Consider the following 25,179-nt stretch of genomic DNA (forward strand, 5'->3'; position numbering starts at 1 on the left):
TGGCCCCATATTTCGGAGTGCAAAGATGCATGTTTTTCATCAACAACGCAAGAGGCTGTTGTAAAAAAACCTTCCATTTTATCGCCTATGCGCTCATTTCTCCGCTAATCGGCTGTGCCAGTAACGTTTGCAATCGAAGTCGTTCCTCCTCTCCAGCTCTTGGTTCTCGCCCCAGCAAAACCATCAATTTGGTTATAGCAGCTTCGGTTGTAATATCGGCCCCACTCACTACTCCAATCTGCAATAAATGTTTACTAGTTTGGTATTGCCCCTGGGTGACACGTCCCCCTTCACATTGCGACACATTGAATATCAGTACTCCGCGATCAACAGCCCCCTTAAGTGCATTCAGAAACCAGGTATCGGTAGGTGCATTGCCAGCCCCAAACGTTTCCAGAACTATTCCCCGCAGGCTAGGGATATTTACAATCGACTCTACCACAGCCTGCGTAATACCCGGAAAGAGTTTCAGGATGGTTACATTCGGGTCAAGTACAGTATGAATTTTTAAAGTCTGGTTAGGTTGGTAAAGGCTAATAAAGGGACGATTGTAGTCAATACTTACCCCCGCATTGGCCAAATTAGGGTAATTTTCGGATGTAAATGCATTGAATTGAACACTCTCCCGCTTCGTAGAACGGTTACCTCGCAACAGCAGCGAATTGAAATAGACACACACTTCAGGAACAATGGGTCGATCTGCTTCGGTAGCCGCAGCAATTTCAAGAGCCGTAATAAAATTTTCCCGCGCATCGCTTCGGGCCACACCTATTGGCAACTGCGCTCCCGTCAGAATTACTGGCTTGGCTAGCCCTTCCAGCATAAAACTCAGTGCCGATGCCGTAAAGGACATGGTATCCGTACCATGCAAGATGACAAAGCTGTCGTATGTAGTATAATTATCCTGAATGATTTGCGCCAGCTCGACCCATACAGCGGGTTTCATATTGGATGAGTCAATAATCTCATTCATCGTAAGCAGGCTAATGGCAAAGTTGAGCCGGTTTAGTTCAGGGAGTCGATCCAGTACTCGCTCAAAATCGAACGGAACGAGCTGCCCGGCCTGTGGCTCATACACCATTCCAAACGTACCGCCTGTATATATGACCAGTACCGACGTCCGTGACTTAGTTGTCGCTATTGGGTTAACCTGAATGATTCGATAAGGCATGAAAGGAACGGAAAATAGACAATAAGTTCTGTGAGTACTTGTTAGCTATGTTTATTCTGGCAACAAATTCGCATAAAGGGCAGGCAGTAATCCCAGCGCATTGGCGGTCGTATGCCGTGCAACATCCTCAATGCTGACTTGCTTAATATCGGCCACACGCTGCGCAATCAGCCGAATATAAGCGGGTTCGTTTCGTTTTCCCCGATACGGAACGGGGGCTAAATAGGGCGCATCGGTTTCCAGAACCAGGTGTTCTAAACCTACATGCGGCAATACCTTATCAAGTCCTCCATTTTTAAATGTTGCTACTCCCCCGATGCCTAGCTTAAACCCAAGTTCAATGGCGCGTCTGGCCTCGTCAAGTGTCCCAACGAAACAATGAAAGACTCCTGTCAATCCGGGCAAAGCCAGTTTTTCGATCAGATCAGCCGCTTCGGCAAATGCGTTCCGATCATGCCCCGACCGGGTATGCATCGAAACAGGTAGTTGTTGAGCTGCCGCCCAGCGCAGTTGCGTTTCAAACGCCATGAACTGCTGATTGACAAATGACATATCCCAATAAAAGTCAAGGCCGATCTCACCAATGGCCATAAATGCATGGCGATTGAGTTGATCTTGTACGGTGGCTAGTTCGGCGTCTACTGTCTCATTGACATACGCTGGATGTAAGCCCATCATAGGCAGACAACGATCAGGAAACCGATCGGCAAGGTCCATCATACCTGCTATCGTTTCGTGGGCGCAATTCGGCATCCAGATCTGGCTAATCTGTTGAGATTCAGCTTTAAGTAGCATCGACTCCTGGTCGTCTACAAATTGTGAATCGTATATATGAGCGTGAGTGTCAATGAGCATCATAGCCTGGTTGTGTAACTGGTGTGGAGCATAAACCGGAATTAAACCAACCGTTTCGTTTCACTAATATTTTCGTCCTTTCCAGTCGATTTTAGTTGGAAGCCAGTAGTAGATAACGGCTAGTGGCCCCATTATGAGTTGATAGATTTCAAAAAGCAACGCATACCGCGCCAACTTGGTTTGCCGGAGTCGACTTAACCCAATAGAAAGTACGACAGATTGAATCAAGAAACGAACACCATACAAAGCTGCAGCTACTTTAGGAGATACAATGCTTATGAACAGAAGCATTGGTAAAGTAAGGTATTGGCAATAGAGTGCAGCTACGATCCAGGCTGGTAAATTCATTGCCCCACGCATCCAACGTTTCCGTTGCTGCAACCAGGCAAGCCACGAATCGACGGGTTTTGTATGAGCCAGTACCTGTTCATTCAATACATTCTGAAACCCAAATCCACGCTGTACAATTGCCTGAAATAAGGCGTAATCTTCAGTTATTGAGAAAGGCAGGGACGTATACCCACCAACTGCATCATACGCCCGGCGACTCACCAGCATATTATTTCCCATGGCTGTGACAGGAATACCAAAACCCGACAGCAAATGAGCCAATGCCAGATTATATAACCAGTCGAGGCCCTGGACTTTGTGAAAAGCAGTAAGTCCATCTGGCAACGTAACACCTGTAACGATGCCCGTTTGGCCGACCATATGCTGGATCATAGCCTGTAACCAACTCTTGGGCAGTTGTGTGTCGGCATCCGTAAAAAACAGGTACTGACCTCTAGAATAATTCGCTAGTTGTGCCAGCACATTTACTTTACCCCGTAAGCTGGAATTTGATGCAGCAATCGGTAGCAGTTTAAACGAGGGGCGTTTCTGAATGAATTCGGCTACAAGTTCTCCAGTGCGATCTGTCGATTGATCATTCCCGATCAGTACTTCGACTTCACCTGTTGGTTTGTCCAGTTCATCAATGGCTTTCAAACAAGCAAGTATTGTCGATTCTTCATTGCGTGCGGCAATCAGAATACTCACTGTTGGGTTCTCGAAACGTGGCTGGTCAATATCCAGCATAAACAGGTTGGGGAACTGCCCGGAATGAAAAGCCTCGTTCGGCAAAATGAGCCAGAACCTGGGGCAACACATAGCGCATAGTTGGCCAGGCTTTCAGACTATCGTGAAATACAACAATCGAGCCGGGTTTTGTGTACTGAATCGTTTTTCGGAGGCAGATATCCGCAGGCAGTTTACGGTCAAAATCACCCGTCAGCACATCCCACATGACAATTGAATAGTGTTCCATTACTTCGGCTGCCTGCGTCTTTTTTATACGGCCATAAGGCGGACGAAATAAGGACGTTTCAACACCCAGCTCAGTCTGGCATTGCTGGATATTTTCCAGATAGACCGCATCGTCGGTTCGCCAGCCGTTGAGGTGGTTAAATGTATGATTACCAACCATATGACCCGCTTCCAGCACTTTATAAAGCATATCACGATGCTTACGCACGTTATCTCCGATGCAAAAAAACGTAGCCTGTGCCGAGAACTTATCCAGTTGCTCAAGCACAAATTCGGTCACATCAGGAATGGGTCCATCGTCGAATGTCAGGTAAATTGTAGGGTCGGTTTCATCGCCAATCCGCCACCAGCACTCAGGGTAGACTGTACGGAGCAGAAAATTTGATTTATGCAGGAAAAGCATAAAATATAGCTATCAAACTGGTTATAAAGCGATTATAGAGATACACAACCTCTTAACTGAACTACTTCATAAAGATGCAACCCCTGTGTATCGAAATACATTGCAAGTATATACCATTACGTTAAGATTTTTGTTTTGTTGCACCCATCATTCGAATCTTGATCTGAAAACAACCGTCCGGTTAATCTATAAAAACAATCGCCAAGAACTTGCCCTGTTACTCTGCCTCTTTCCGAATCAACACCTGATACCCCTGATGCATCAAGGTTTTCCGATCGCCGAAGTGCTTGATTAATAAATCGATAGCTCGATGGCAGCGGCTGTATTCAGGCTTATCAGGCTCCCACAGATAGTCGTCAAACAGCATCAGCCCTCCAACTTTGAGTAACTCCCAACTATACATTCCATCAGCCAATACATTAATCGCATCGTGAGCTCCGTCGATGTAAATGATGTCGAAGCTCGCATGCGGTAGTTGCGTTAGGGCAATTTCTGAACGTTCCTGGAGGAGCGTCACCTGCGATGCTTTGCCCGTCAATTGAATATTGTGTATAAACCGGGGGCGGGGCGGATTAACTGGCCAGGGCATTGGATCAACACAAACAAGCTGAGCACTAGGATGGGTCAATACATTTTCCAGAAACCATACGGCCGAGCGGCCTTCAAAACTACCAATTTCAAGTATCCGCAGATTAGGCTGACCGCGATACGGTACAAACCAGGTTTCCCAGTTATTGTAGTTAGAACTAGTCCAATCGGATGTAAAGCTAAACTCACGTACGTGCTTGAGCTGTCGTTCAAATTGTTTCTCACGAAGAGCACGCAAGTACTTAAGGATTGACTCACTTGCCCTATTGACTCGGTTCAGACAGATTACAAGCGTGCGATGCATAAAAATTGGAGTAACTTCAATGAGTGACAACAAGACATAAAATTGCACTAAAGTTAGTGTGCATCGCCAAATTTGTTAATAAATCGCAGATACATGTATCATTTTAGTTTACGATCTTTCCAGATATAACCTCTTGATTGAGCCGCCAGCCCGAAAAACAAGACGTAGAAAGGATACAACAATTGCGTGAGCGGTATAGCCACCACTGTCTTTCGTTTTTGCAGGAAAACGAGAACTTGCCGTAGAAATACGAACTCAGGTATCATTTTTAATCCGACCGTAAGCACCGTAAAGCTACCATTCCAGTAATTGCCCAGCCACCCTAGTACGGCAATAATCGGAGCCGCATTACTAAGAAAAACAAACACAGCTAAAGCTGAAGGCAAATAGCTTTGATACGCCTGCCATTTGCTCGCCCATCGCCTGCGCTGATTATAAAAGCCCCGGATTGTACGGTGTGGTTTAGTCTGTACAATCGCTTCAATGCTTTTTAAAAATTGTACGCTATCGGGAAAGCGGGCTGCTATTTTATGCATCAGAAATTCATCGTCGCCCGATGCCAGGTGATCAACTCCCGCAAAGCCCCCCACTTCCGTAAATGCGTTCTTTTCATAGCACAAATTCGCTCCGTTGCACATGGTTGGAAACCTAAGCGCCATTGTACAGGCTCCCGATCCGATCAGGCTCGCAAATTCAACAGTTTGCAAGGACTCAGCCACAGAACGTTCAGACGTAAACGTTACAGGACCAGAAATGAGTCGGGCACCTGTTTTACCATAGAAGTCGGCTATGGCAGCCAGCCAGTTCTTAGTCACCCGACAATCCCCGTCTGTCGTCACGATTAGCTTACCTTCGGCGATGGCAATACTTTGTGAAATAGCTCGCTTTTTAGGTGATGCTGTGCGTTCATCCTTTAGCAACAATAATCGTAAGGGGTAGGTAGCCGTTCTTATGTAGGCCTGAACAATGCCCGCTGTATTGTCGGTCGATGCGTCGTCAGCAATGATCACTTCAAATTGTCGGTAAGATTGCTGATTTAAATCGGTTAATAACTGGAAAATGGAATCGGCTTCGTTACGCACAGGCACGATTACAGTTATCAACGGCCCATCAGACCTATACATAGTTTCATCCCTGATCGGCATGCGTAGCCAGACGACCCAGAGTGTCAATGTAAAGAGGGCATACAAACCACTACAGATCAATAAGAAGGCAGTCATCTAGAAGTTTCTGGTTGGCGTTCAATTGGTATTCATTTCGTTTTACGGCCGACGTATTCTTAGTTTCCAGACCCAAATTAAACCAACGAGAACAGGTATCAGTATATTGGACAACCAGAGTAGTAGTGTGGCTGTAAGAAGTACGGCAGCCGGAAGCCTGAATGGGGCAAATACCCACAGGGAAGCCGCTTCCCGAACGCCAAGATCGCTCAGCAAATTGAACGCCGGAGTTAGGGTTTTTACCAGAAAGACAAGCCCAATGCCCGATGCTGAAACAGCAAAGGGCAATTGTATGCCTACTGCCTCCATAGCCAGGTAAAATTGTACCGAGAACAGACAATATCGCAAGGCAGCAGCCGTAAGCGCCCAGCTAATTTCCCGGTCGGAATAAAAGCCAGCCACATTCCAGTAACTCGCCCAACGGTCAATCCCTTGTCGACTCGACAGCCATCTTACCAGCCTCTGCCGTACTAAGCCCAGGAACACACCGCCAACGGTTAAACTTAGCAGCAGCAGTAAAAGCCACCGGGCAGCCGTCGTATTCCGGTCCACCACAACGTTCAAATGGTAGGCCCAGGCAATAGCACCGGCTACCAACGCCACGTAAAACTGCATACCACCCGATACGAGCGATGCGCCAATGGCCGCCCCGCGCCCACCCGAGCGTAACGATAATACCCGCCCGGCGGTATCACCCAGTTGAGCAGGTAGCGCAAAGCTCAACGCTACCCCAGCCAGTACGCCCTGAAAAGCAGCCCAATACGATGCACGTTCAACACGTTGCAGCAAGATATACCATTTTAATGCTTCCAGTCCCCAGTTTACGGGCATCAGCAACACAAGGCCAGCCAGCCACCACGCGGGATGACGAACCGTTTTAAATTGCGTCTGAACGGTGCGCCAATCAAAGGGCTGCTGCCTCAATACATAGCCGATATAAGCAACCAGCCCTCCTAAGACGATTAGTTTAGCAAAAAAGACGATTTTTTTATCGGGTTTCAGCGACAAAACAGATGAGAACACGTTACTTTGTAAGAGAGCCTACACCCAATCATGATTACTACTGCCAATTCTGCTATCCCATCGAAACAAGTTACCCCAGCCTCTTCTCCTTCTGAGAAAATTATACTGGGTGTAGACCCTGGTACCCAAGTAGCTGGGTATGGCATTATTTCGGTAGCCGGAGACAACATGACCATGATTCAATATGGCGTGGTTCAACTGAGCAAATATAGCACCTACCAGCTGAAGCTCCAGAAGCTCTACGAAACCATTCTACGACTGATCGACGAACATCATCCCGATGAGATGTCCATCGAAGATCCGTTTTTTGGCAAGAACGTTCAGGCCATGCTTAAACTGGGTCGGGCGCAGGGTGTCGTGATGGCTGCGGCTCTCTCCCGCAATATCCCGATTGTCGAATATGCTCCCCGGCGAATTAAGCAATCGATAACGGGCAATGGAAATGCCACGAAAGATCAGGTTGCTCATATGGTTGGACACCTGTTGAACCAGAAACTAGACCCCCAGTTTTTCGACGCCACCGACGCACTTGCGATAGCAGTTTGTCATCACTTCCATGCCAATGCTCTGCCCGTTGTGTCGAATAAGAAAACGAAAAAGGGGGCCTGGGGCGCTTTTGTGAGCGAAAACTCGAATCGCATCCTGTAGCCGATCACCGTATTTACCTACACATTTAGCCCATTCGTCCCAAAGTCTGCTTCGCATTCCTGTAGTTTATCGATACGGTTGTAATTTCCGTGCATGAATAAGCGGATTTTGACCAGTATTCTTCATATCCTTGGCGGCCTCATCTTTCTGGCACTCCCCTATCTGTTTGCCGAAGATGGGTTTGCCAGGCTGGCCGATCTGCCCTACGATTCGCACGAACGGCGTAACATCCTTTCTTACCTGCTGACTATAGCTTTTTTTTATACGAATTATTATGTACTTATTCCCCGGTTTTTCTTCCGTAAACAGTATGGGCAGTATGTTCTGACGGCGCTAGTCTGTTTCTTACTCATTGAAAGTGTACTGGTGATTGTAAACCGACAGGGAGTTAGCCCTCCCCCTGCTGGTCAATATAATCCCTATAACCACTATCCACCCCCTCACCCGATGGGAGATCAACCACCTATACCCCCATTTCCCGCGCCTAAATCTCATTTCTCGACTCAAACACCCAGACGCCCAGGCCCTTCGGAATTGACTCAAACGTTTTTCTTATCCCTGGCGGGGTTTCTGATGGCGATTGTGATTCGGGTGAATATACGCTGGCAACAAACCGAACGCGAAAAAATTCAGACGGAACTCTGCTACCTGAAAGCCCAGATTAATCCGCATTTTTTGTTCAACACGCTCAACAGCATTTATTCGCTGGCCATTGTTGAGTCCCCCCAAACAGCGGATGCCATCGTAAAACTATCCTCGTTCCTGCGCTATATAATTCAGGAATCGCAGAAAGATCAGGTTTTGTTGCAAAATGAACTAGCCTATATTGATCAATATATCGCTCTGCAAAAATTACGACTGGGCGATACAGTTTATATCGACTTTAGCGTGGAAGGGAGAGCCAATGGCAAACAAATCGTTCCCCTTCTACTGATCTCGTTCATCGAAAATGCCTTCAAATATGGCGTTAGCCCTGAAGAATATTCGACCATCACCGTTGCGATTACCATTCATGATTCTGAACTGACCTGCCACGTTTACAATAAAAAAGTCAGGGTTTTCCAGCCCACAGCCGTTGCCAGCGGCATTGGCCTGTCAAATACAAAGTCCCGTTTGCAGCTGCTCTATCCCAACCGTCACCAGCTCGTTATCCACGACACATCCACTACCTTTACCGTCGATTTATCTCTGACACTAGCATGATCCGCGCCATTGCTTTAGACGACGAGCCACCTGCTCTACGGATACTCAGTCACTTTTGCCAGCAGGTCAGTTTCATTGATTTATCAAACACATTTACGCGAACCGATGAAGCCCTGCGCCACTTGAACCAGTTTCAAACCGATCTGCTGTTTCTGGACATCAACATGCCATCGATATCCGGTATTGACTTCTACAGGGAGATTAGCCCAACGTCTGCTTCGTCGCAGCCACCGATGGTCATTTTTACAACGGCCTATGCCGAGCATGCCGTTGACGGGTTTACGCTTAATGCCGTGGATTATTTACTTAAACCGTTCACGTTTGAGCGCTTTCTACAGGCAGCCAATAAAGCAGCGGACTTTTATCGCTGGCAGCAACGGGACGATTCGTCATCAAATTCCTATTTGTACGTTCGGGCCGATTATACACTTCACAAACTAGCCTTAGCCGATATTCTGCTTATCGAAGGACTGGACGATTACCTGAAAATTCATCTTGACCCCAACAGTCCGAATGGCCCCCACCCCATCGTTACCCGAATGACGATGAAAGCTATGCAGGAACGTCTGGCCAATTCCAACTTCGTGCGTGTGCATCGGTCATATATTGTGCCCCTAAATCGTATCGAAGCAGTTCGCCATAAAACCCTCTTCATTGCCGATCGGGAAGTTCCGATTGGAGCCAGTTACGAATCTGATTTTATACATCGATTCGGGAAGTAAGGCCGGTTCGATGGTCCATTCACCGACACATTTTGTCTGTTTACCTACAAGTTGACCCCTCGTGCAACGAAATAAGGCATTTGGGCGATAATAGATTTAGAAAGCAAAAAACATCTAATCTATTTCCCAAAAAGCAAAATTATGTTTGGCTCAAGCACGTCTATGATCCTTCTTACCCTGAGCACTACACTTATCTTTTTTGGGCAAAAAACCCCTCCTGTGCTAGCTCATGGCTTAGGTCAAGGCACGTGGGAATTAAAAAAGGCTACCCGCAACGTTTTCAGCCCTACCTATCAGACATCTTTAGATTAATGTGTTGCCGACCTCAATCGTTTGCTATTAACTCTTCTTATTTCTTACCCAGACTAGTAATTTACCCAATGGAACGTAAAGAATTTTTGAAACGAGGTTTCGGAAGCCTGTTAGGCATAGCCACTGTTGTACCGCTGGTTGGTGGATGTTCTAAAACGGAAATTGACCCAACAACCACTACCGGAACGACGACCTCAACCGGATCGACGAATGGTAGTTCGAGCAGCAACTGTTCAGTAACACCATCCGAAACCGAAGGCCCATTTCCCACCAAAAGCCCGGCCAATTTTGTCCGCAAGGATATTCGTGATGACCGCACCGGTGTGGCCTTCACGGTCAATATTACCATCAAAAATGCCAGCAGTAGTTGTGTAGCTTTAGCCGGGGCTTTGGTCGATATCTGGCATTGCGATAAAGATGGCTATTACTCAGAATATGGTGGTACGGGCATGCAAAGCGTGAATTTTACGACGGTCGATTTCTTACGGGGTCGCCAGACAACCGATGCCAATGGGCTGGTTTCGTTCACCTCAATTTTTCCAGGCTGGTATTCAGGTCGTGCACCGCATATTCATGTCCACATTTACAACTCGTCGGGTAAGTCGTTGCTGGTGACTCAGATTGCTTTCCCATACGATATCACAAACACCGTTTATACAACGGCTCAGTCGTATGGCTATACGAAGGGGGGTCAGGATACCAAGAACGAAAACGACAATGTATTTAGCGATGGTTTCACCACTGAACTAGCTACTGTATCTGGTAGTATTTCGGGGGGATACACATTAACCCATACCATCGTAGTAAACGCGTAATACTGTTTTCAGTTTACGGAACAGGATTTATGGTTGACTGGAGATAGCGAATAAGCTCATGGTAGTCAACTGTAAATCCTATTCCATAAACGTCATTTAAAAAACTATGGCTAAGGGGATCATCCGATTATGTTATCGAAAAATCATTGACGCATCATCGCAAAAGCTTTGGGACAAATATGTGTTTGACGATACGTACCAGGAGTTTTTCATGCAGGCTCAATACTATAATCAACAAGGTAAATACAGTACATTTCAGGAGTTGCTGGATAATGTTCCGAATGCCGAACGATTGCATCACCTGACGAGCTCAGCGGCCATTGGCTACATTCGCCAATTGAATCAAGTCATTCCTGATATTGCCAATCAGATCGGAAAGTTATGCCTGCCTTTTTCACAGTTCAACGTTGAAATCGTTCAGTCGCATGTCCAGAAGAAGCCAGAACATCGGATAGCGATCTCATTCTACAGCGATGAGTTGACGTGGATCGACACCATTGATACGATGCTCTTACTGGCTTACGGGCAACAGCAGGAAGCATTGCGTGATGGCAAATTCATTGACACCGATTTGATTAGTCTGCAACCGTATTTGAGTATATCGTCGTATCAGCCAATAGCCTCCCATCCTTTTTTTTGATTCCGGCATCAGCCATTCTTTGTTATGGATACACAAACGCAAGCCCAAATCTTTTTATCGGATCAGCGCGGTTGCTCCCAACTGGATTTCTTCAGGAGTTATCATAGCTTCAACTTTGGTAGCTACAGCGCTGAAAGTCGAGAACCATTTGGCACCATACAGGTCCTGAACGATGATGCATTGATGGCCGGGCACAGCGTCTGTATGCAGCTTGAACGTAACACAGACGTAGTAATCCTCCCATTGGTTGGTGGTCTCGAATACAAAAGTGATGCAGGTAATGGGTTTCTGGATGCTGGTCAGGTGCTGATTCTTTCGCTGGCTGCGAGTATGAAATACGAAATCTGCAATCCATACGAAACCGAAACGATCAACTATCTGGCGATCTGGCTCATCAATCCCTCGGGCAGATCAAGATCGGGATCGCAAATCTATTCATTTGATTTTCAGACAAAGAATAGCCTACTTCCCCTCTTCGACGTTGCCGCCAGTAACTCGTTCAACGATTCTTCTTTCCGGGCTTTTATTGGTCGGTATGGCGGCCGACAAGAAGGCATCTACCCGCTTTATTCAGATCAGCATGACGTTCGGGCAACGGGCGTGTATGTGTTTGTATTAAATGGAGCCTTCGAAGTACAAAACCGACTCCTGCATGAACGCGATGGCCTTGCCCTATTGGATATTCGCCATGGCGAAGTAGCGTTTGAAGCCTTATCAAACGACGCTATGCTTCTCTTACTGGAAGTACCACTGACTGAATCAAGCTACAACTGATAGGATATGTAGCACCGAATCACTCCTGATAAACGAAACACCGACATCGTACAGGTAGAAGCGGTGGCCACTCCGTCGTTGATGGCGGGCTTCCAGTTCAATTTATCGGGTGTCCACTCGGGCATGTTTCGGATTACCTGCTGCACATAACTTCCTACTGCCTGAACCTGCTGCTCAGCATAAGGGGATGTACTCACAGCCACCCCTACCCGAACCACCTGCCCTATTTCATTGATCGAGAGCGTAGCGGTTACCCGCCGGATTCGATCACCATCCACAACTTTTTCCAGATTTTTGGTCAAATAGGCCTGTAGATCTTTAGGATCGCCCAAAAATTTAGCTGACTGATAAAATGGCTCACAACGTTGTTCGGTCCCATCGGGAGCATAACATTTGCTTTTCGACAAGCGGCCAAATCGATAATATTCCCGACGTTTGACGGAGCCATCCTCATAAAACGCCATAAACGGCCCGTGCAGTGCCCCGTCTTTGTATTCACAGCTTACATACACCTTTCCCGACGGGTACATAATTTTGGTGGTCCCGTGATGAATAATTCGACTCAAGCTATCCAGCTGAAAACCATTTGAAAGTGTTTTAGGCAATAGATTGTAGGTATCCATCCGAAACAGTACACCATTCTTCCGGAAGACCTTTACGGTAAAATACTGATTATGCTTCCCGAAATACACAATTTCCTCGTCATATTCAGGATGCACCCGCAGAATGGCCGAATTAGATCTATACTGCACCGAATCGACCTGCGCCAGAACATGCACTGGCAGCCACGTCAAGCCAATCAATAGTATTAAATAGAAGGTGTTCATTCTGTCATTTGCTTCCGCTACCTCCCACAAGCAGTCTTAAGGCCGAATTTAATGACTGCAGGCAACCCATGAAGACTAATCTTCGTTAATTTTCCATGTCTGCTCATTAAAATCTATAGCTTCATGTCCGTTTTTCAGCAAACTATTCACCTCCCAGCCTACTCACGTGGTTTTCATCTGATAACCCGAATTATTGAACGGGAATTTGTCGCCCTGCAATCAATTCGGATGGGCATTCTGCATGTATTTATTCAGCATACATCGGCCAGCCTGACTATCAACGAAAATGCTGACCCAACGGTTCGAGGTGATTTCGAGCGATTCTTTAACAAAGCAGTCCCGGAGAATGAACCATACTACCAACACGATTACGAAGGTTCCGATGATATGCCTGCCCACCTGAAAGCGGCTATGCTTGGGCACTCGGTCACGATTCCGATTACCAACGGACGGCTAAATCTGGGCACATGGCAGGGAATTTATCTAGGTGAACACCGTAACGATGGAGGCCGCCGAACGCTGGTGCTGACCGCCTGGGGCGAATAAATGTTTAGGCTTGTTCTCGCCTGATCGACTCAACAATTTCGATCACTTGCGCAGGTGTATAACCGATTAGCATGGCTAAAAAATCAACGTCTACCCTTCCGTTCGACGCCTGGTAAGCATTCCGAATCACATCGGCAACGGCTTCTGCTCGTCCCTGTTCTAAGCCCTGTTCCAAACCTTTCTGCAGACCTTGCTGTAGACCTTGTTCTAAACCTTTTTGCAGGCCCTGTTTCATGCCTTTTTCGATCCCCGTTTCGATCCAATAATCCAGTACAGTCATTGCCTTGGTTGCTATAGGGGTATTGAGAAATAATTGTTCAATCAGTGTATGCTTGCTAATATCTGTAACACTTGCCAGATAAACGAGTGTTGTCCGCAAAAAATTCTCGCCGTCCCGCGTGTCGACATACTCTGTCAGCCAGTAAAATAGCCGGTCTCCACTGGCTAGTAAAAATCGCTCGTTTTGACGATGCTTCAACAATAAAAGCACAGTTTCCAAAAAGCGACTTTTAAAACTAGCAATCTGGCTATCGGACAACACGGACAAGTCTACCAAATGGTACTGGAACTCTGGAATATATTGCGGCAGGGGCGGTTGAACTTCAGCAAAGTAATCAATCATTGGTTGGTATTGCCAGCGAGCAGTTCCGTGATAGATTACAATCGGTATTCGTATCTTAGGCGGCCGCTTTTGCTTCCGGTCACCTTCCCAACCGTTCAGCAGGTAGCGCAATAACTGCCAATGCGGGTATTTTTCGCGGTAGCTCTTATGCTCCAGAAGCAGCGCAATTTGAACCGTTGTCTGCCCCTGCCCCTGATATGGACAGTCAAACAATAAATCAGCAAAATGCTCCTGTAAAACCTCGTCCACATACGACCCGTTAGCCAATTCAAGAGCAGCCAGGTCCAGCCGTTCAACCAGTTCCGAAGGCAAGACCTGCTCTAGTAAGGCGGCTGTAATGTCTTTGCGGGAAAAACTTTCCTTAAAAAATTTATCGTGGATATTATCAATTGGCATAGGCTAGGTTACAAACAGAATCGTCGGTAAGATACGTGATTCTGTCAACCTTTTCACCGTAAAAGTTGCCATACGGCAGCTACGCTGGTAACGGGCAATTGACAAGCTCGGTTATAGCAGACATACACAGCTGTGTTTCCGTTGATAGAGCCCCGCTGCTCCAGCAAAGGCAAGGTACTTTTATCGACGGTACCACAAATCACTTTGTTGGGATAAAATTCAGCATCTAGCGCTTCCCGATAGACTTCGGCATCTGGGCCAACCACGGCAATTTCAGCCGTAGGTCGGGTACGCATGGCAAATTGAGAAGCCCAATTAGTAAGGTAATCGGCGTTTTGCTGTACTAAAGGCTGCACTCTTCCCAGCATCTGGTCGGCCCGCTCGACATAAGCTGGTCGTTCCAGCAATAGGCTCAAGGTATAAAGATTTTCGACCATCATCGAATTCGAGGAAGGAATCACATTATCGAACAGCTCCTTACGCCGGGCAATGAGTTCTTCGCCATTTTTATCGGTAAAGAAAAACATAGGATCGGGCTCCGTTTCGGCAGTACCGGCATCCGAAAAATTCGCCAGTACATACTGCATCAATTGATCCGCTTCCATTAGCCAGCTTTCGGTGAATGTGGCCTGATAAAGTGCCAGTAATCCATCGATAACGGCAGCATAGTCTTCCAGAAAACCTGCCTGCCGGGCACGGCCTAGTTTATAGGTATGCCATAGTCGACCGTTTCGAGTGTCCCGCATTTTTTTGAGCAGAAAAAACGCCAGCCGGATCGCCAGGGTCAAGAACTCCGGTTCGGCAAAAACCCGGTAAGCAGTCGCCAGCCCCTTCAGCATCAGGCCATTCCACGATGCCAGAATTTTATCGTCCAGGCCGGGCCGTATCCGTTCTTCACGTATCCGCCATAAGCGGGTGTGGGTGGCCGCCAGTCGTAATTCCAGATCGGGCAGCGACCAATCCATTCGCTCCGCAAACGATTCGTCGGTTTCGGTCCGGTGAAGTATGTTACGACCGTGCTCCCAGTTTCCGGCATCGGTCAGGTTATACAATTCTGCAAACCAGTCATACTCGTCGCCCAGTAACTCTTTTAATTCGGGTGTCGTAAAGGTGTAAAATTTACCTTCCATCCCTTCGCTATCGGCATCCAGAGCCGAATAGAAGCCACCTTCTGGGCTCAGAAGTTCACGCTGCGCAAAACTGATAGTCTGATAGACAACATGTCTATAGAGCGGGCTTTTGGTCAGGCTATAGGCTTCAGCATACAACGCCAGCAGTTGCCCATTGTCGTACAACATTTTTTCAAAGTGCGGAGCAAACCAATCGCCATCCGTCGAATACCGGGCAAATCCACCGCCAAGCTGGTCGTATATGCCACCCAGCGCCATTCGATCGAGGGTTAACCGTACCTGATGCAAAGCGGCCTCGTTGCCAGTAGCATCGTAATAGCGCAGCAAAAATCGCCAGACACTGGGCATTGGAAACTTGGGGGCCCGACGCATCCCGCCTTTCTCATCATCGGCCTTGACAGCGACTTTCCGGTATAGGATTTCCAGCAGCTCAGGAGAAAAAAGCGGATCGGCCTGTTTCAATCCATACCGCTCGGCATCGGTTAAATTCAGTTCGGTAGCAAAGCCTTCGGCCGATTTGGACAGATCCTCCCGATGGTCCTGAAACGCCTGTCGAATGCTATCCAGCAGATTGACCCAGTTTCGGGTTGGCAGATATGTAACTCCGTAGAAGGGTTTGGCACCGGGCATCAGAAAAACATTGAGTGGCCAGCCTCCCTGTACGCCCATTGCCTGCACGGCATCCATATAAATGGCATCGACATCCGGACGCTCTTCCCGATCCACTTTAATGCAGACAAAATGCTCGTTCATCACTTGCGCCACCGACTCTTTTTCAAACGACTCGCGCTCCATCACATGGCACCAATGGCAGGCCGAATACCCAATACTGACCAGAATTGGTTTATCTTCTTCCAGGGCTTTGGTAAGCGCTTCATCACCCCATGGATACCAATCGACCGGATTGTTGGCATGTTGAAGCAAATAAGGGCTAGTTTCGTATTGCAGTTGGTTAGGCATAGTATTGGTAGGTCATTTGCTGCGTAGCAAACGACTAGTTAATGTCCATGAATGACAATTTTTTTCGTCTGACTTGTACTGGTGTTCTGAATCCGAAGGAAATACAATCCACTAGGCAAATTGGCTACCTTGAGCACTTCCTTAACACTGTTAACCGCCTGTTTAACGATGGTTTGGCCGTTAGTGTTTACCAGCGTCAGTTCTGTTGACGCAGTAGGCAAGCGCTCAAACGAGACGGTCAGATCGGCCTGTGCCGGATTTGGCGATACTGAAAAAGAAGGCAACGTAGGTTCGACGCCCGTGATTGCCCCCAGATCGAAACGACACAAATACACCTCACGTCCGGTCAATTCAATGGTTTGGCGCCAGGATTTGTAGTTAACCGTCAGACTCGTTTTAGCCCCATCGGCAGCGTATGGATTCTGAGCCGCTATCAGGATTTGATTCCCTTTAACGACTCCCCGCCAAACGGGCAGTTGTTTATCCATCAGATCGCGGGCGGGTGTCTCGATCACCAATTCATACGTGCCCTGAAACATGTCGGCAAAACGCGACAGCCGGTAAAGTCCATGAACAAAATGCTCATAGGCCGCGTAGGTATCGGTACGGGTCGATGCAAAAGTTGGATTTTCCCAAAGCCATAAACCAGCCGCCCCGGAAAAGAACGGGAAGATGGCAGTCGCTTCGGCCATAAAAGGCTGGATAAACTGAAAGGGCGTATTGGAGCTATCATGATACCGCATCCATACCCAGGGTACTACGGGTTTCGTGCTCCAGGCCCGGTTTACTTCTACCTGAAACAGTAGATACGCCAAATAATCCTGCGCAAACGGATTGGGGTAATCGTAATAATAATAGGCTGAAGGGGCAAGAGCGTCCAGTTGGTCATAATACGGCCCGCCAATGCGGCTAAGCGTTGAATCCTGTACCATGTAGTTGGTCAGACTCAGATTCGTTTTCCAGTCCGTCCAACTAAACGTGGGCACATTCACATAGGTGTTCAGAACGGGCGTATCGGCATAACTGGTTACACTGATACCCGTCAGGTCGGCATGCTGGCGAACATACCGAGCACTCTCGGCATACAGGTTTCGCATTGCCTTTTTATACGCTGCAATAAAATCAGCATCCGAAAGGGTACGGTATGTAGCAGGAACGCGGGTATCGGTTTTAAGCCGTAGTATCCGGGCGTCGGTTTCCTGAAATCGCTCAATGTCCAATGCTAACCGGCTAACCGGAAGGATGTACAAACCGGCCGCGTTTTTCCGCCCACCCGACAACCCCGACAGATAGGCATCCCACTTGGCCCGGTAGGCCGTCAGATCATTCCCCCAGGGGCTTTCAATCGTTTCCCAGGGTTGGTTCAGTCCCGTTGCCACACCATAATAAACCGTAGCCCGTTGGGGAGGCTTCACCAATGAGCCATATTCCGAATCCTTCACATCGACCAGATGACTAAATCCGTGCCGCAAAGGACTGGCCTGAGTATCGGCAAATCGGGGGCCACCGTAAATAATCGGAAACGGGAGACTGAAGTCTGGAAATTTACTCCATTCGATCAGATTTGACTGGCTTACGGGGGTAAACGTCAGCCGATCGGCACACAGTTGCTGGGCCATTAGCCGGGCTTGTGCTGTTAGCCAGAATACGATCAGAAAAAAACCAAATGGAAGCCGCATCGCTTGAAATTTGGGCAAAACTACAGAATTTTAAGGGCGCAACGTGTCCCGGTTCATAAACGATACGTCAGCAATTCCCGTTATTAGTCCGAAACAATCCGACAAATCAATCCGATCGAATGAAGCATACAACCCGATTTCTCCTCGTGTTTACAGTTCTTTTAGGCGCTGTAGCAGGTTGCAAAAAAGACGATGGTACCACGCCCGTTGTCACAACAGCTTCACAAACCGATCTGTTGATTGCCAACAACTGGCGAACAGTACGGGTAACCGACACAAATAGTCAGGAAATCAACAAAAGTCGTCTGAATCTGGCGACTCAAATATTGTATGACCTGAACATGCAATTTCGGAACAACGGTACCGTACGGGCCCTCGATCCCAAGCAATCGAATCTGGTCATCAACAACGGCACCTGGAAACTGGCCACCGATAACAAGTCGATCGATGTAGTAGTAACGGGTTTTAGTGGAAACTTCCCCATCGTCCAGCTTACAAAAAATAAACTCATCCTTCGCCAGCGGGCTCCCGTCGATGGGAAAGACGCCGACATCAACCTGGAGTTTGACCCTTCCATTTAATGGAGCGAAAGCGTGAATGAGTGAAAGAGCGAAGCCGTCCGGCAGGTTTTCGCTCTTTCACTCATTCACGCTTTCGCTCTTTCATACTATGAAATTCGAAACCGAACCTGGCTTTTACATCGCGGCTGATGTATATGGAGACCCAGCGAATCCACCCGTTTTGCTCCTTCATGGCGGTGGACAGACCCGGCACTCCTGGGGCGACACGGCTCAATGGCTGGCCGATGCAGGTTTCTATGCCCTTGCACTCGACGCACGGGGTCACGGTGACAGCGACTGGTCGGCAGAGGGACACTATGGTATTGAGTATCTGGCGGCTGACCTGCGGGCTGTCATTGCTCAGCTCGATCAAAAACCGGCTATCGTTGGAGCCTCTATGGGTGGCATGACTGCCCTGATTGCCGAAGGCGAACGTCCGCCCGGTAGTGCATCCATCTGCAAAGCGGTTGTCCTTGTCGATATTGCCCCACGCACGGAGCAGAAGGGTATTGAGCGAATCTTTGCGTTTATGAGTAGTAACCTTGACGGCTTTGCCAGCCTGGATGAAGCTGCCGAAGCCGTAGCGGCTTACCTCCCCCATCGGCCCCGCCCTGCCGATCATAGCCGTTTGGAGAAAAACCTGCGTTTACGCAAAAGCCCGACTGGCGAATGGCGTTACTACTGGCACTGGGACCCAAACATGCTGGCCCTCTGGAAGCAAAACTCAAGCCCTGATCAAAAAACGCAGAACGAAGAACGCCTATACCAGGCTGCTCATAAGCTCACTGTTCCCACACTCATCGTCCGAGGTGGTATGAGCGATGTAGTGAGCGAAAAAATAATGGCCGAATTTCTGGATTCTGTACCGCACGTTCAGAGTGTCAACGTTGCCGAAGCGGGTCATATGGTCGCTGGCGACTCAAATCATGCCTTCACGAAGGCAGTTGTAAATTTTTTAAAGAGCGAAAGCGTGAATGAGTGAAAGAGCGAATTACCTTCGATAAACTTTCGCTCTTTCACTCATTCACGCTTTCGCTCTTTATGTCTAAAAATATCCCCCGTATCCTCACTGCCTGGACGTTTTACGACTGGGCCAATTCAGTGCATTCGCTGGTCATCGTATCCAGTATTTTTCCAGTTTATTTCTCAGCAACGGCGCTCAACGAAACAGGTGGCCCGGTGATTAATTTTCTGGGTATCTCTATCAAAAACTCGGTCCTTTTTTCCTACACCATCTCGGCCGCTTTTCTGTTTACGGCACTCCTTTCACCTATCTGCACCGCCGTTGCCGATTATAGCGGGCGAAAAAAAGCATTCATGAAAGTGTTTTGCTATACAGGAGCCATCAGCTGCAGCCTTTTGTATTTTTTTGTTCGGGAAACCACTACGTTTGCCGTTATCTGCTTCTGGCTCAGCCTGATTGGCTGGAGTGGCAGTATTGTGTTCTATAATTCCTACCTGCCCGATATTGCCAGTGAAGACCAATATGACCGGGTCAGCGCCCGTGGTTTTTCGATGGGGTATCTGGGCAGCGTACTGCTGATGATTTTAAACCTGCTGGTCATCCTGAAACGCGAGTGGTTTGGTAATATTTCCGAAGCGATGGCTTCCCGGATCGCCTTCCTGACGGTTGGCTTGTGGTGGATCGGCTTTGCTCAGATCCCGTTCAGCCGATTGCCCGATGGAACCCGAAAAGCCGTTGGAAAAACTGGAAATTACCTGCTAAATGGCTTTAAAGAACTACGCCATGTATGGGCCGAACTCCAGGGATTACCGTTAGCTAAACGCTTCCTCGTATCGTTTTTTGTGTATAACATGGCTGTTCAGACCGTCATGTACGTAGCGACGATTTTCGGGAGCGACGAGCTGAAATTACCCGGTCAAAGCCTGATTATTACCATTCTGCTCATTCAGTTGGTTGCCATTCCGGGCGCTTACGGCTTTTCGCGGCTTTCCGAACGAATCGGAAACACCTACTCCCTCATGACCGCCGTTGTCATCTGGATTGGGATTTGCGCGGCCGCCTATTTCGTTCAGACTGAATCGCAGTTTTTTATTCTGGCGGGTGTTGTTGGACTAGTGATGGGTGGAATTCAGTCACTATCACGGTCAACCTATTCCAAACTCATCCCGGCCACTACCGATACCGCTTCGTATTTCAGTTTCTACGACGTGACAGAGAAAACCTCTATCGTATTTGGTACGCTGGTGTATGGACTGATCGAGCAGCTAACGGGTAGTATGCGAAACAGCGTATTGGCGCTGCTGGTGCTGTTTGTGGTTGGGTTTATGCTTTTGTGGCGGATTCCATCACAAAAAATTTACCATGCCCATTTGGAAACAGAAGAAGTTTTGTAAGTTTGCAACCCCGAAAGGGAGCAAAGGAGGTTAGCTCAGTTGGTTCAGAGCGCTGCTTTGACAGAGCAGAGGTCAGCGGTTCGAGCCCGCTACTTCCTACCGATAAAAAGAGGCATCAATCAGTCTAAACGCTGGAATGCCTCTTTTTTTATTGCCCATAGATTATCGAAAATCCATTACCTTTCTGCATGCAACACCTGGAATTTGAACCACCCGAAGCGCTACGGGATACCATAAAGTGCTTTTGGTACAATCAACGAGACTTTGGCGAGCAACTGTCGGGGTTCAAGGTCGTACCAGATGGCTATGCTGAAATCATCTTTCACTTCGGAAGCGGCTGTAGTATTTCGAGCAATGGGCACTTGCAGCCCTTGGCGTCACCGTTTATGGTGGGGCTGCTCAATCAGCCTGCTGTTTTCTACGCAAAAAATCGGTTGGAAATCCTGGCAATCCGGTGCTTTCCCTGGACTGTGTTTGATTTACTTGGCCTGCCTGCTGGTAAAGATGGCGTACGAATGTTTGAGCACCCTATTGCTCAGCTTCACCCATCGCTGGCAGCGTTGATTCACGCTGGCAAGGTCATGAATGCGTTGGATCAGCTAACGCAGTTTTTTCTGAATACCCGAATGGCAATTGCTACTGATCGTATGGTTGCCAAAGCGGGATCAGCGATGCGAGCGGCCAACGGCACGCTACCAGTGAGTCAGGTGGCCGAAGCAGCACATGCAACCGTTCGGACGTTGGAACGGAAGTTCAAACAATCATCGGGCTATGCAGTCAAAGACGTGTCGGGGCTTATTCGTTTCGAGCAGGTCCGCAATCAGTTATGGCTCGATCCAGAAGTTAACCTGGCTGGTCTAGCCTATGAGCTGGGGTATACGGACCAATCTCATTTAAGCCGTGAATTCAAACGCTATAGTGGAACGACCCCAGCAGCTTTCGCCCGAAAAGCCCGGCAAGACAAACAAGCTGTAAACGGTGATTTTGTCGCGTTTATACAAGCCTGACATACGAGCAGACCTGAATTTTGTGCTGTCAAACACGCTCGATGATCGAGGCAACTGAACGCATGAAATACCCACGAAAAGAGTCCACATACGATGTCCTTATTTCCGGTGCAGGCCCGGTAGGTCTATTCCTTGCCTGCGAACTAGCCCTGGCCAACTGCTCTGTCCTGATACTGGAAAAGGCAGCGACTCCACATTTACCCCTAAAGCAACTTCCTTTTGGCATACGGGGGCTATCGGCACCCACTATTGATGCCCTTTACCGCCGTGGGTTACTGCAGGAGCTCGCTATCCACAAACGGCTTAAAAATCCCCACCAACACGCTGGGCAGGGTGCTCGTCGGCAGGTAGGGCACTTCGCTGGCATTCCATTTTATGACGGGGATATTGATGCGTCACAATGGTCTTATCGCCTGCCTGGTTCGACGGCAACCAGTTTAATTTCTGAAATTGATGAACTTGAAACGGTACTGACCCGCCGGGCACTCGCCCTGGGCGTAGCGATTAAGCGTGGGCTTGCGGTTACTGGATTTGAACAAACCGAAGATGAGGTAATTGTCCAATCCGGTGAGCAATCGTTCCGAAGTACATGGCTGGTGGGCTGCGATGGTAGCCGTAGTGTTGTCCGCAAGTTAGGTGGCTTTGTATTCGCTGGTACCGAGCCGGAATTTACGGGTTACACGACCCAAATCGACATTACCGATCCCGAGAAACTAAAACCAGGCCGAAACCTGACCCCAACGGGTATGTATCTGCAATCGCAGCCTGGTTACGTGATGATACAAGAGTTTGATGGTGGCGCATTTCATGATTCAGGAATGCCTATCACACGGGAGCACGTACAGGACGTACTGCGTCGGGTCTCGAATACCGATGTTACAATTACCACCCTGCATGTTGCAACCACCTGGACTGATCGGGCGCGGCAGGCCACAACCTATCGAAACGGTCGGGTTTTATTAGCTGGCGATGCCGCGCACATTCACTCGCCCCTGGGAGGTCAGGGGCTTAATCTTGGGCTGGGCGATGCCATGAACCTGGGCTGGAAACTGGCGGCTACCATCCAGAACAGAGCACCACAAGGCTTGCTGGATAGTTACAATACCGAACGACACCCTATTGGGACGCAGGTTCTGGACTGGTCGCGCGCGCAGGTTGCGATCATGAAACCGACCCCAGGTGCCCGTGCGCTCAATGCTATTTTCCGCGATCTGATGAAAACGTCCGATGTGGCCACCTATATGGCGGGACGCGTGTGGGGAGTTCATACCCAGTATGATCTTGGCGGCAATCACCCCCTGATCGGCCACAGTATCCCCAACTTTACCTTCGAAAATGGTACGACGATTGGCGACATGATGCACAGTGGTCGGGGTATACTGCTCGATTTCGAGGGCAATGTATCTCTCAAAACGTTGGCAAGTACATATAGCCACTCATTGACCTACATTTCGGAACAGACGACTAACCAACTGGGCGTACAGGCCGTACTGATTCGACCCGACGGGATTGTTGCCTGGGCTTCTGACAATACTCCGGATTACAGCGAACTCTCCGAAGCTATCAACGCCTGGTTTGTTTGACATTCGGGTCTAGACTAGCCTCCACATTACCCCTAATCAATCAAAAAATAGGGCTTTAACCATAAATCGGTACGGTTGCTAACAAATCCATCGGCAAGATGTGATTAGGGAAACGATTACCGTTGCTTTTGACAATAGATCAGTCAGTACATCCCTAAACTCTTGTCAATAGATGAACACAACACGCCGTAATTTTTTACGAAACTCAGCCGCTGCCACGGGAGCCGGGCTGATTAGTCTCCCCTCCGTTGAAGCCATTGCCAGTCAGCGTCGCCAGGTTGCCGCAAACGAAAAACTCCAGATTGGTGTAATCGGTTGCAACGGCATGGGCTGGTCAGATCTTCGTTCCCACTTACTCCAGAGCGATGTCGAATGTATAGCCCTGGCCGATGTGGACCAGAGTGTGCTCGACAAGCGGGCGGCCGATGTCGAAACCATGCAGCATAAACGTCCGCAGTTGTTCAAAGACTATCGGAAAATGCTGGAGAACAAAGACCTCGATGCCGTGATTATCGGTACGCCCGATCACTGGCATTGTATGGCCATGATCGACTCTTTATCGGCAGGCAAACATGTGTACTGCGAAAAGCCACTGGCCAACAGCATTGAAGAGTGTAATCTGATGCTCGCAGCCGCCAAAAAATCCAGTAAGCTTGTGCAGATCGGGCAATGGCAGCGGAGCGGCTCACACTATGCCAAAGCCATTGAATACATTCGCTCGGGCAAACTGGGCAACATCCGACTGGTAAAAGTATGGGCGTATCAGGGCTGGATGAACCCGGTTCCGGTTCGGCCCGATAGTGCTGCTCCGGCGGGTGTCGATTACGATATGTGGCTCGGACCAGCCCCCAAACGGCCGTTCAATCCGAACCGATTTCACTTCAACTTCCGCTGGTTCTGGGATTATGCCGGTGGCCTGATGACCGACTGGGGCGTTCACGAAATCGATATTGCCCTCTTCGCCATGAATGCCAAAGCGCCTAAATCCGTCATGGCCTCGGGTGGAAAACTCGCCTATCCCGACGATGCATCTGAAACGCCCGACACCTTGCAGACGGTGTATGAGTATGATGGCTTCAACATGCTCTGGGAACATGCTACGGGCATCGACGGTGGAAACTACGGCCGAACGGAAGGCATTGCGTTCATCGGCAACAATGCCACGCTGGTACTCAACCGTGATGGCTGGGAGTTATTGCCCGAAACCGAAACGAAGAACGGCATCAAAGTGTACAAGGTTGAAGACATTCCCAAACAGGCACGTAATGGCGATTACCTCAATGAGCACACCAAAAACTTTGTACAGGCTATAAAAGCCAATGATCCGGCCATGCTGAAATGCGGCATCGAAACAGGTAGCATTGCAGCTATCAACGCGCACATGGGCAACATTGCCTACAAAACCGGTCGTAAAGTGTACTGGGACGCTGCCACAAAAGGGTTTAAAAACGATCCTCAGGCCAACGCCCTGATTGCTGCCCATTACCACAACGGCTGGAAATTACCAGTTGTGTAATGCCTCTGGACG

24 protein-coding genes and 1 tRNA gene are annotated in these 25,179 nt (G+C 48.5%); 14 read left to right on the plus strand and 11 right to left on the minus strand.

Features of this window, described 5'->3' with window-relative positions; translation table 11 throughout:
* Positions 1–85: 85 nt before the first annotated feature.
* The 7 genes from B5M13_RS16180 to B5M13_RS16210 form a co-directional block, all read right to left on the minus strand.
* Positions 86–1,171 (minus strand): asparaginase, encoded by a 1,086-nt coding sequence (locus B5M13_RS16180; RefSeq protein ID WP_080056652.1) that lies wholly within the window; start codon positions 1,169–1,171, stop codon positions 86–88.
* A gap of 51 nt (positions 1,172–1,222) precedes the next feature.
* Entirely contained in the window at positions 1,223–2,029 is an 807-nt protein-coding gene (locus B5M13_RS16185) for a TatD family hydrolase (protein WP_080056653.1), read from the minus strand.
* 60 nt (positions 2,030–2,089) lie between these two features.
* The gene (locus B5M13_RS16190; protein WP_080056654.1) at positions 2,090–3,103 is read right to left on the minus strand and encodes a glycosyltransferase; all 1,014 of its coding nucleotides are present in this window, start codon (positions 3,101–3,103) and stop codon (positions 2,090–2,092) included.
* Entirely contained in the window at positions 3,090–3,734 is a 645-nt protein-coding gene (locus B5M13_RS16195) for a polysaccharide deacetylase family protein (protein WP_080056655.1), read from the minus strand. The genes B5M13_RS16190 and B5M13_RS16195 overlap by 14 nt, the downstream gene beginning before the upstream one ends.
* Positions 3,735–3,951: 217 nt before the next feature.
* On the minus strand, positions 3,952–4,560 hold the full coding sequence (locus B5M13_RS16200; protein ID WP_170061139.1) for a class I SAM-dependent methyltransferase: 609 nt from the start codon (positions 4,558–4,560) through the stop codon (positions 3,952–3,954).
* Positions 4,561–4,724: 164 nt separating this feature from the next.
* Entirely contained in the window at positions 4,725–5,846 is a 1,122-nt protein-coding gene (locus B5M13_RS16205) for a glycosyltransferase (RefSeq protein WP_080056657.1), read from the minus strand.
* 42 nt (positions 5,847–5,888) lie between these two features.
* Positions 5,889–6,854 carry a lysylphosphatidylglycerol synthase domain-containing protein gene (locus B5M13_RS16210; protein WP_080059957.1) on the minus strand — a complete coding sequence of 322 codons (966 nt, stop codon included), beginning with the start codon at positions 6,852–6,854 and terminating at the stop codon, positions 5,889–5,891.
* Positions 6,855–6,899: 45 nt separating this feature from the next.
* On the opposite strand from B5M13_RS16210, the gene ruvC reads away from it, so the two are divergent.
* The 6 genes from ruvC to B5M13_RS16240 all read left to right on the plus strand — a co-directional run bounded on the left by ruvC (position 6,900) and on the right by B5M13_RS16240 (position 11,983).
* Positions 6,900–7,517, plus strand: coding sequence for a crossover junction endodeoxyribonuclease RuvC (gene ruvC, locus B5M13_RS16215; RefSeq protein ID WP_245859350.1), 618 nt, complete (start codon positions 6,900–6,902; stop codon positions 7,515–7,517).
* Positions 7,518–7,610: 93 nt separating this feature from the next.
* Positions 7,611–8,720, plus strand: coding sequence for a sensor histidine kinase (locus B5M13_RS16220; RefSeq protein ID WP_080056658.1), 1,110 nt, complete (start codon positions 7,611–7,613; stop codon positions 8,718–8,720).
* On the plus strand, positions 8,717–9,442 hold the full coding sequence (locus B5M13_RS16225) for a LytR/AlgR family response regulator transcription factor (RefSeq protein ID WP_080056659.1): 726 nt from the start codon (positions 8,717–8,719) through the stop codon (positions 9,440–9,442). Before B5M13_RS16220 ends, B5M13_RS16225 begins: the two co-directional genes overlap by 4 nt.
* 380 nt (positions 9,443–9,822) lie before the next feature.
* Complete coding sequence (locus B5M13_RS16230) at positions 9,823–10,569, plus strand: dioxygenase family protein (protein WP_080056660.1); 747 nt, start codon at positions 9,823–9,825, stop codon at positions 10,567–10,569.
* Between the two features lie 106 nt (positions 10,570–10,675).
* Positions 10,676–11,209: a hypothetical protein gene (locus tag B5M13_RS16235; RefSeq protein WP_080056661.1), complete on the plus strand. Its 534-nt coding sequence runs from the start codon at positions 10,676–10,678 to the stop codon at positions 11,207–11,209.
* A gap of 24 nt (positions 11,210–11,233) precedes the next feature.
* The gene (locus tag B5M13_RS16240; protein ID WP_080056662.1) at positions 11,234–11,983 is read left to right on the plus strand and encodes a pirin family protein; all 750 of its coding nucleotides are present in this window, start codon (positions 11,234–11,236) and stop codon (positions 11,981–11,983) included.
* On the opposite strand, the gene B5M13_RS16245 is transcribed toward B5M13_RS16240, so the two are convergent.
* Positions 11,974–12,810, minus strand: coding sequence for a toxin-antitoxin system YwqK family antitoxin (locus B5M13_RS16245; RefSeq protein ID WP_080056663.1), 837 nt, complete (start codon positions 12,808–12,810; stop codon positions 11,974–11,976). The genes B5M13_RS16240 and B5M13_RS16245 overlap by 10 nt on opposite strands.
* 123 nt (positions 12,811–12,933) lie before the next feature.
* Between B5M13_RS16245 and B5M13_RS16250 the strand changes: the two genes are divergently transcribed.
* Complete coding sequence (locus B5M13_RS16250; RefSeq protein ID WP_080056664.1) at positions 12,934–13,356, plus strand: secondary thiamine-phosphate synthase enzyme YjbQ; 423 nt, start codon at positions 12,934–12,936, stop codon at positions 13,354–13,356.
* 4 nt (positions 13,357–13,360) lie between these two features.
* On the opposite strand, the gene B5M13_RS16255 is transcribed toward B5M13_RS16250, so the two are convergent.
* Genes B5M13_RS16255 through B5M13_RS16265 form a run of 3 tightly spaced genes read right to left on the minus strand, consistent with a single transcriptional unit; the run spans position 13,361 to position 18,143 of the window.
* Positions 13,361–14,374, minus strand: coding sequence for an Rpn family recombination-promoting nuclease/putative transposase (locus tag B5M13_RS16255; protein ID WP_080056665.1), 1,014 nt, complete (start codon positions 14,372–14,374; stop codon positions 13,361–13,363).
* 53 nt (positions 14,375–14,427) lie between these two features.
* A complete protein-coding gene (locus B5M13_RS16260) occupies positions 14,428–16,464 on the minus strand; it encodes a thioredoxin domain-containing protein (protein WP_080056666.1) in 2,037 nt (678 codons plus the stop codon).
* 38 nt (positions 16,465–16,502) lie between these two features.
* Entirely contained in the window at positions 16,503–18,143 is a 1,641-nt protein-coding gene (locus B5M13_RS16265; RefSeq protein WP_080059958.1) for a T9SS type A sorting domain-containing protein, read from the minus strand.
* 119 nt (positions 18,144–18,262) lie between these two features.
* Between B5M13_RS16265 and B5M13_RS16270 the strand changes: the two genes are divergently transcribed.
* The 7 genes from B5M13_RS16270 to B5M13_RS16300 all read left to right on the plus strand — a co-directional run bounded on the left by B5M13_RS16270 (position 18,263) and on the right by B5M13_RS16300 (position 25,167).
* Positions 18,263–18,724 (plus strand): DUF4822 domain-containing protein, encoded by a 462-nt coding sequence (locus B5M13_RS16270; protein WP_080056667.1) that lies wholly within the window; start codon positions 18,263–18,265, stop codon positions 18,722–18,724.
* A gap of 88 nt (positions 18,725–18,812) precedes the next feature.
* Positions 18,813–19,685 carry an alpha/beta fold hydrolase gene (locus B5M13_RS16275; RefSeq protein WP_080056668.1) on the plus strand — a complete coding sequence of 291 codons (873 nt, stop codon included), beginning with the start codon at positions 18,813–18,815 and terminating at the stop codon, positions 19,683–19,685.
* Between the two features lie 59 nt (positions 19,686–19,744).
* On the plus strand, positions 19,745–21,061 hold the full coding sequence (locus tag B5M13_RS16280; protein WP_080056669.1) for an MFS transporter: 1,317 nt from the start codon (positions 19,745–19,747) through the stop codon (positions 21,059–21,061).
* 24 nt (positions 21,062–21,085) lie between these two features.
* Positions 21,086–21,160: transfer RNA gene (locus B5M13_RS16285), tRNA-Val, on the plus strand.
* An 89-nt stretch (positions 21,161–21,249) separates the two neighbouring features.
* Positions 21,250–22,068, plus strand: a complete 819-nt coding sequence (locus tag B5M13_RS16290; protein WP_080056670.1) for a helix-turn-helix domain-containing protein — start codon at positions 21,250–21,252, stop codon at positions 22,066–22,068.
* Positions 22,069–22,109: 41 nt separating this feature from the next.
* A complete protein-coding gene (locus B5M13_RS16295; protein WP_245859352.1) occupies positions 22,110–23,651 on the plus strand; it encodes an FAD-dependent monooxygenase in 1,542 nt (513 codons plus the stop codon).
* Between the two features lie 172 nt (positions 23,652–23,823).
* Positions 23,824–25,167: a Gfo/Idh/MocA family protein gene (locus B5M13_RS16300; RefSeq protein WP_080056671.1), complete on the plus strand. Its 1,344-nt coding sequence runs from the start codon at positions 23,824–23,826 to the stop codon at positions 25,165–25,167.
* Positions 25,168–25,179 lie beyond the last annotated feature (12 nt).

This window comes from Spirosoma aerolatum (assembly GCF_002056795.1).
Lineage (GTDB): Bacteria > Bacteroidota > Bacteroidia > Cytophagales > Spirosomataceae > Spirosoma > Spirosoma aerolatum.

What these genes read in the sequence shown, in the direction of transcription:
- B5M13_RS16180 (WP_080056652.1), bottom strand. Translation starts at nt 1,171, where the DNA reads ATGCCTTATCGAATCATTCAGGTTAACCCAATAGCGACAACTAAGTCA.
- B5M13_RS16185 (WP_080056653.1), bottom strand. Translation starts at nt 2,029, where the DNA reads ATGATGCTCATTGACACTCACGCTCATATATACGATTCACAATTTGTA.
- B5M13_RS16190 (WP_080056654.1), bottom strand. Translation starts at nt 3,103, where the DNA reads ATGCTGGATATTGACCAGCCACGTTTCGAGAACCCAACAGTGAGTATT.
- B5M13_RS16195 (WP_080056655.1), bottom strand. Translation starts at nt 3,734, where the DNA reads ATGCTTTTCCTGCATAAATCAAATTTTCTGCTCCGTACAGTCTACCCT.
- B5M13_RS16205 (WP_080056657.1), bottom strand. Translation starts at nt 5,846, where the DNA reads ATGACTGCCTTCTTATTGATCTGTAGTGGTTTGTATGCCCTCTTTACA.
- ruvC (WP_245859350.1), top strand. Translation starts at nt 6,900, where the DNA reads ATGATTACTACTGCCAATTCTGCTATCCCATCGAAACAAGTTACCCCA.
- B5M13_RS16220 (WP_080056658.1), top strand. Translation starts at nt 7,611, where the DNA reads ATGAATAAGCGGATTTTGACCAGTATTCTTCATATCCTTGGCGGCCTC.
- B5M13_RS16225 (WP_080056659.1), top strand. Translation starts at nt 8,717, where the DNA reads ATGATCCGCGCCATTGCTTTAGACGACGAGCCACCTGCTCTACGGATA.
- B5M13_RS16230 (WP_080056660.1), top strand. Translation starts at nt 9,823, where the DNA reads ATGGAACGTAAAGAATTTTTGAAACGAGGTTTCGGAAGCCTGTTAGGC.
- B5M13_RS16235 (WP_080056661.1), top strand. Translation starts at nt 10,676, where the DNA reads ATGGCTAAGGGGATCATCCGATTATGTTATCGAAAAATCATTGACGCA.
- B5M13_RS16240 (WP_080056662.1), top strand. Translation starts at nt 11,234, where the DNA reads ATGGATACACAAACGCAAGCCCAAATCTTTTTATCGGATCAGCGCGGT.
- B5M13_RS16245 (WP_080056663.1), bottom strand. Translation starts at nt 12,810, where the DNA reads ATGAACACCTTCTATTTAATACTATTGATTGGCTTGACGTGGCTGCCA.
- B5M13_RS16250 (WP_080056664.1), top strand. Translation starts at nt 12,934, where the DNA reads ATGTCCGTTTTTCAGCAAACTATTCACCTCCCAGCCTACTCACGTGGT.
- B5M13_RS16255 (WP_080056665.1), bottom strand. Translation starts at nt 14,374, where the DNA reads ATGCCAATTGATAATATCCACGATAAATTTTTTAAGGAAAGTTTTTCC.
- B5M13_RS16260 (WP_080056666.1), bottom strand. Translation starts at nt 16,464, where the DNA reads ATGCCTAACCAACTGCAATACGAAACTAGCCCTTATTTGCTTCAACAT.
- B5M13_RS16265 (WP_080059958.1), bottom strand. Translation starts at nt 18,143, where the DNA reads ATGCGGCTTCCATTTGGTTTTTTTCTGATCGTATTCTGGCTAACAGCA.
- B5M13_RS16270 (WP_080056667.1), top strand. Translation starts at nt 18,263, where the DNA reads ATGAAGCATACAACCCGATTTCTCCTCGTGTTTACAGTTCTTTTAGGC.
- B5M13_RS16275 (WP_080056668.1), top strand. Translation starts at nt 18,813, where the DNA reads ATGAAATTCGAAACCGAACCTGGCTTTTACATCGCGGCTGATGTATAT.
- B5M13_RS16280 (WP_080056669.1), top strand. Translation starts at nt 19,745, where the DNA reads ATGTCTAAAAATATCCCCCGTATCCTCACTGCCTGGACGTTTTACGAC.
- B5M13_RS16290 (WP_080056670.1), top strand. Translation starts at nt 21,250, where the DNA reads ATGCAACACCTGGAATTTGAACCACCCGAAGCGCTACGGGATACCATA.
- B5M13_RS16295 (WP_245859352.1), top strand. Translation starts at nt 22,110, where the DNA reads ATGATCGAGGCAACTGAACGCATGAAATACCCACGAAAAGAGTCCACA.
- B5M13_RS16300 (WP_080056671.1), top strand. Translation starts at nt 23,824, where the DNA reads ATGAACACAACACGCCGTAATTTTTTACGAAACTCAGCCGCTGCCACG.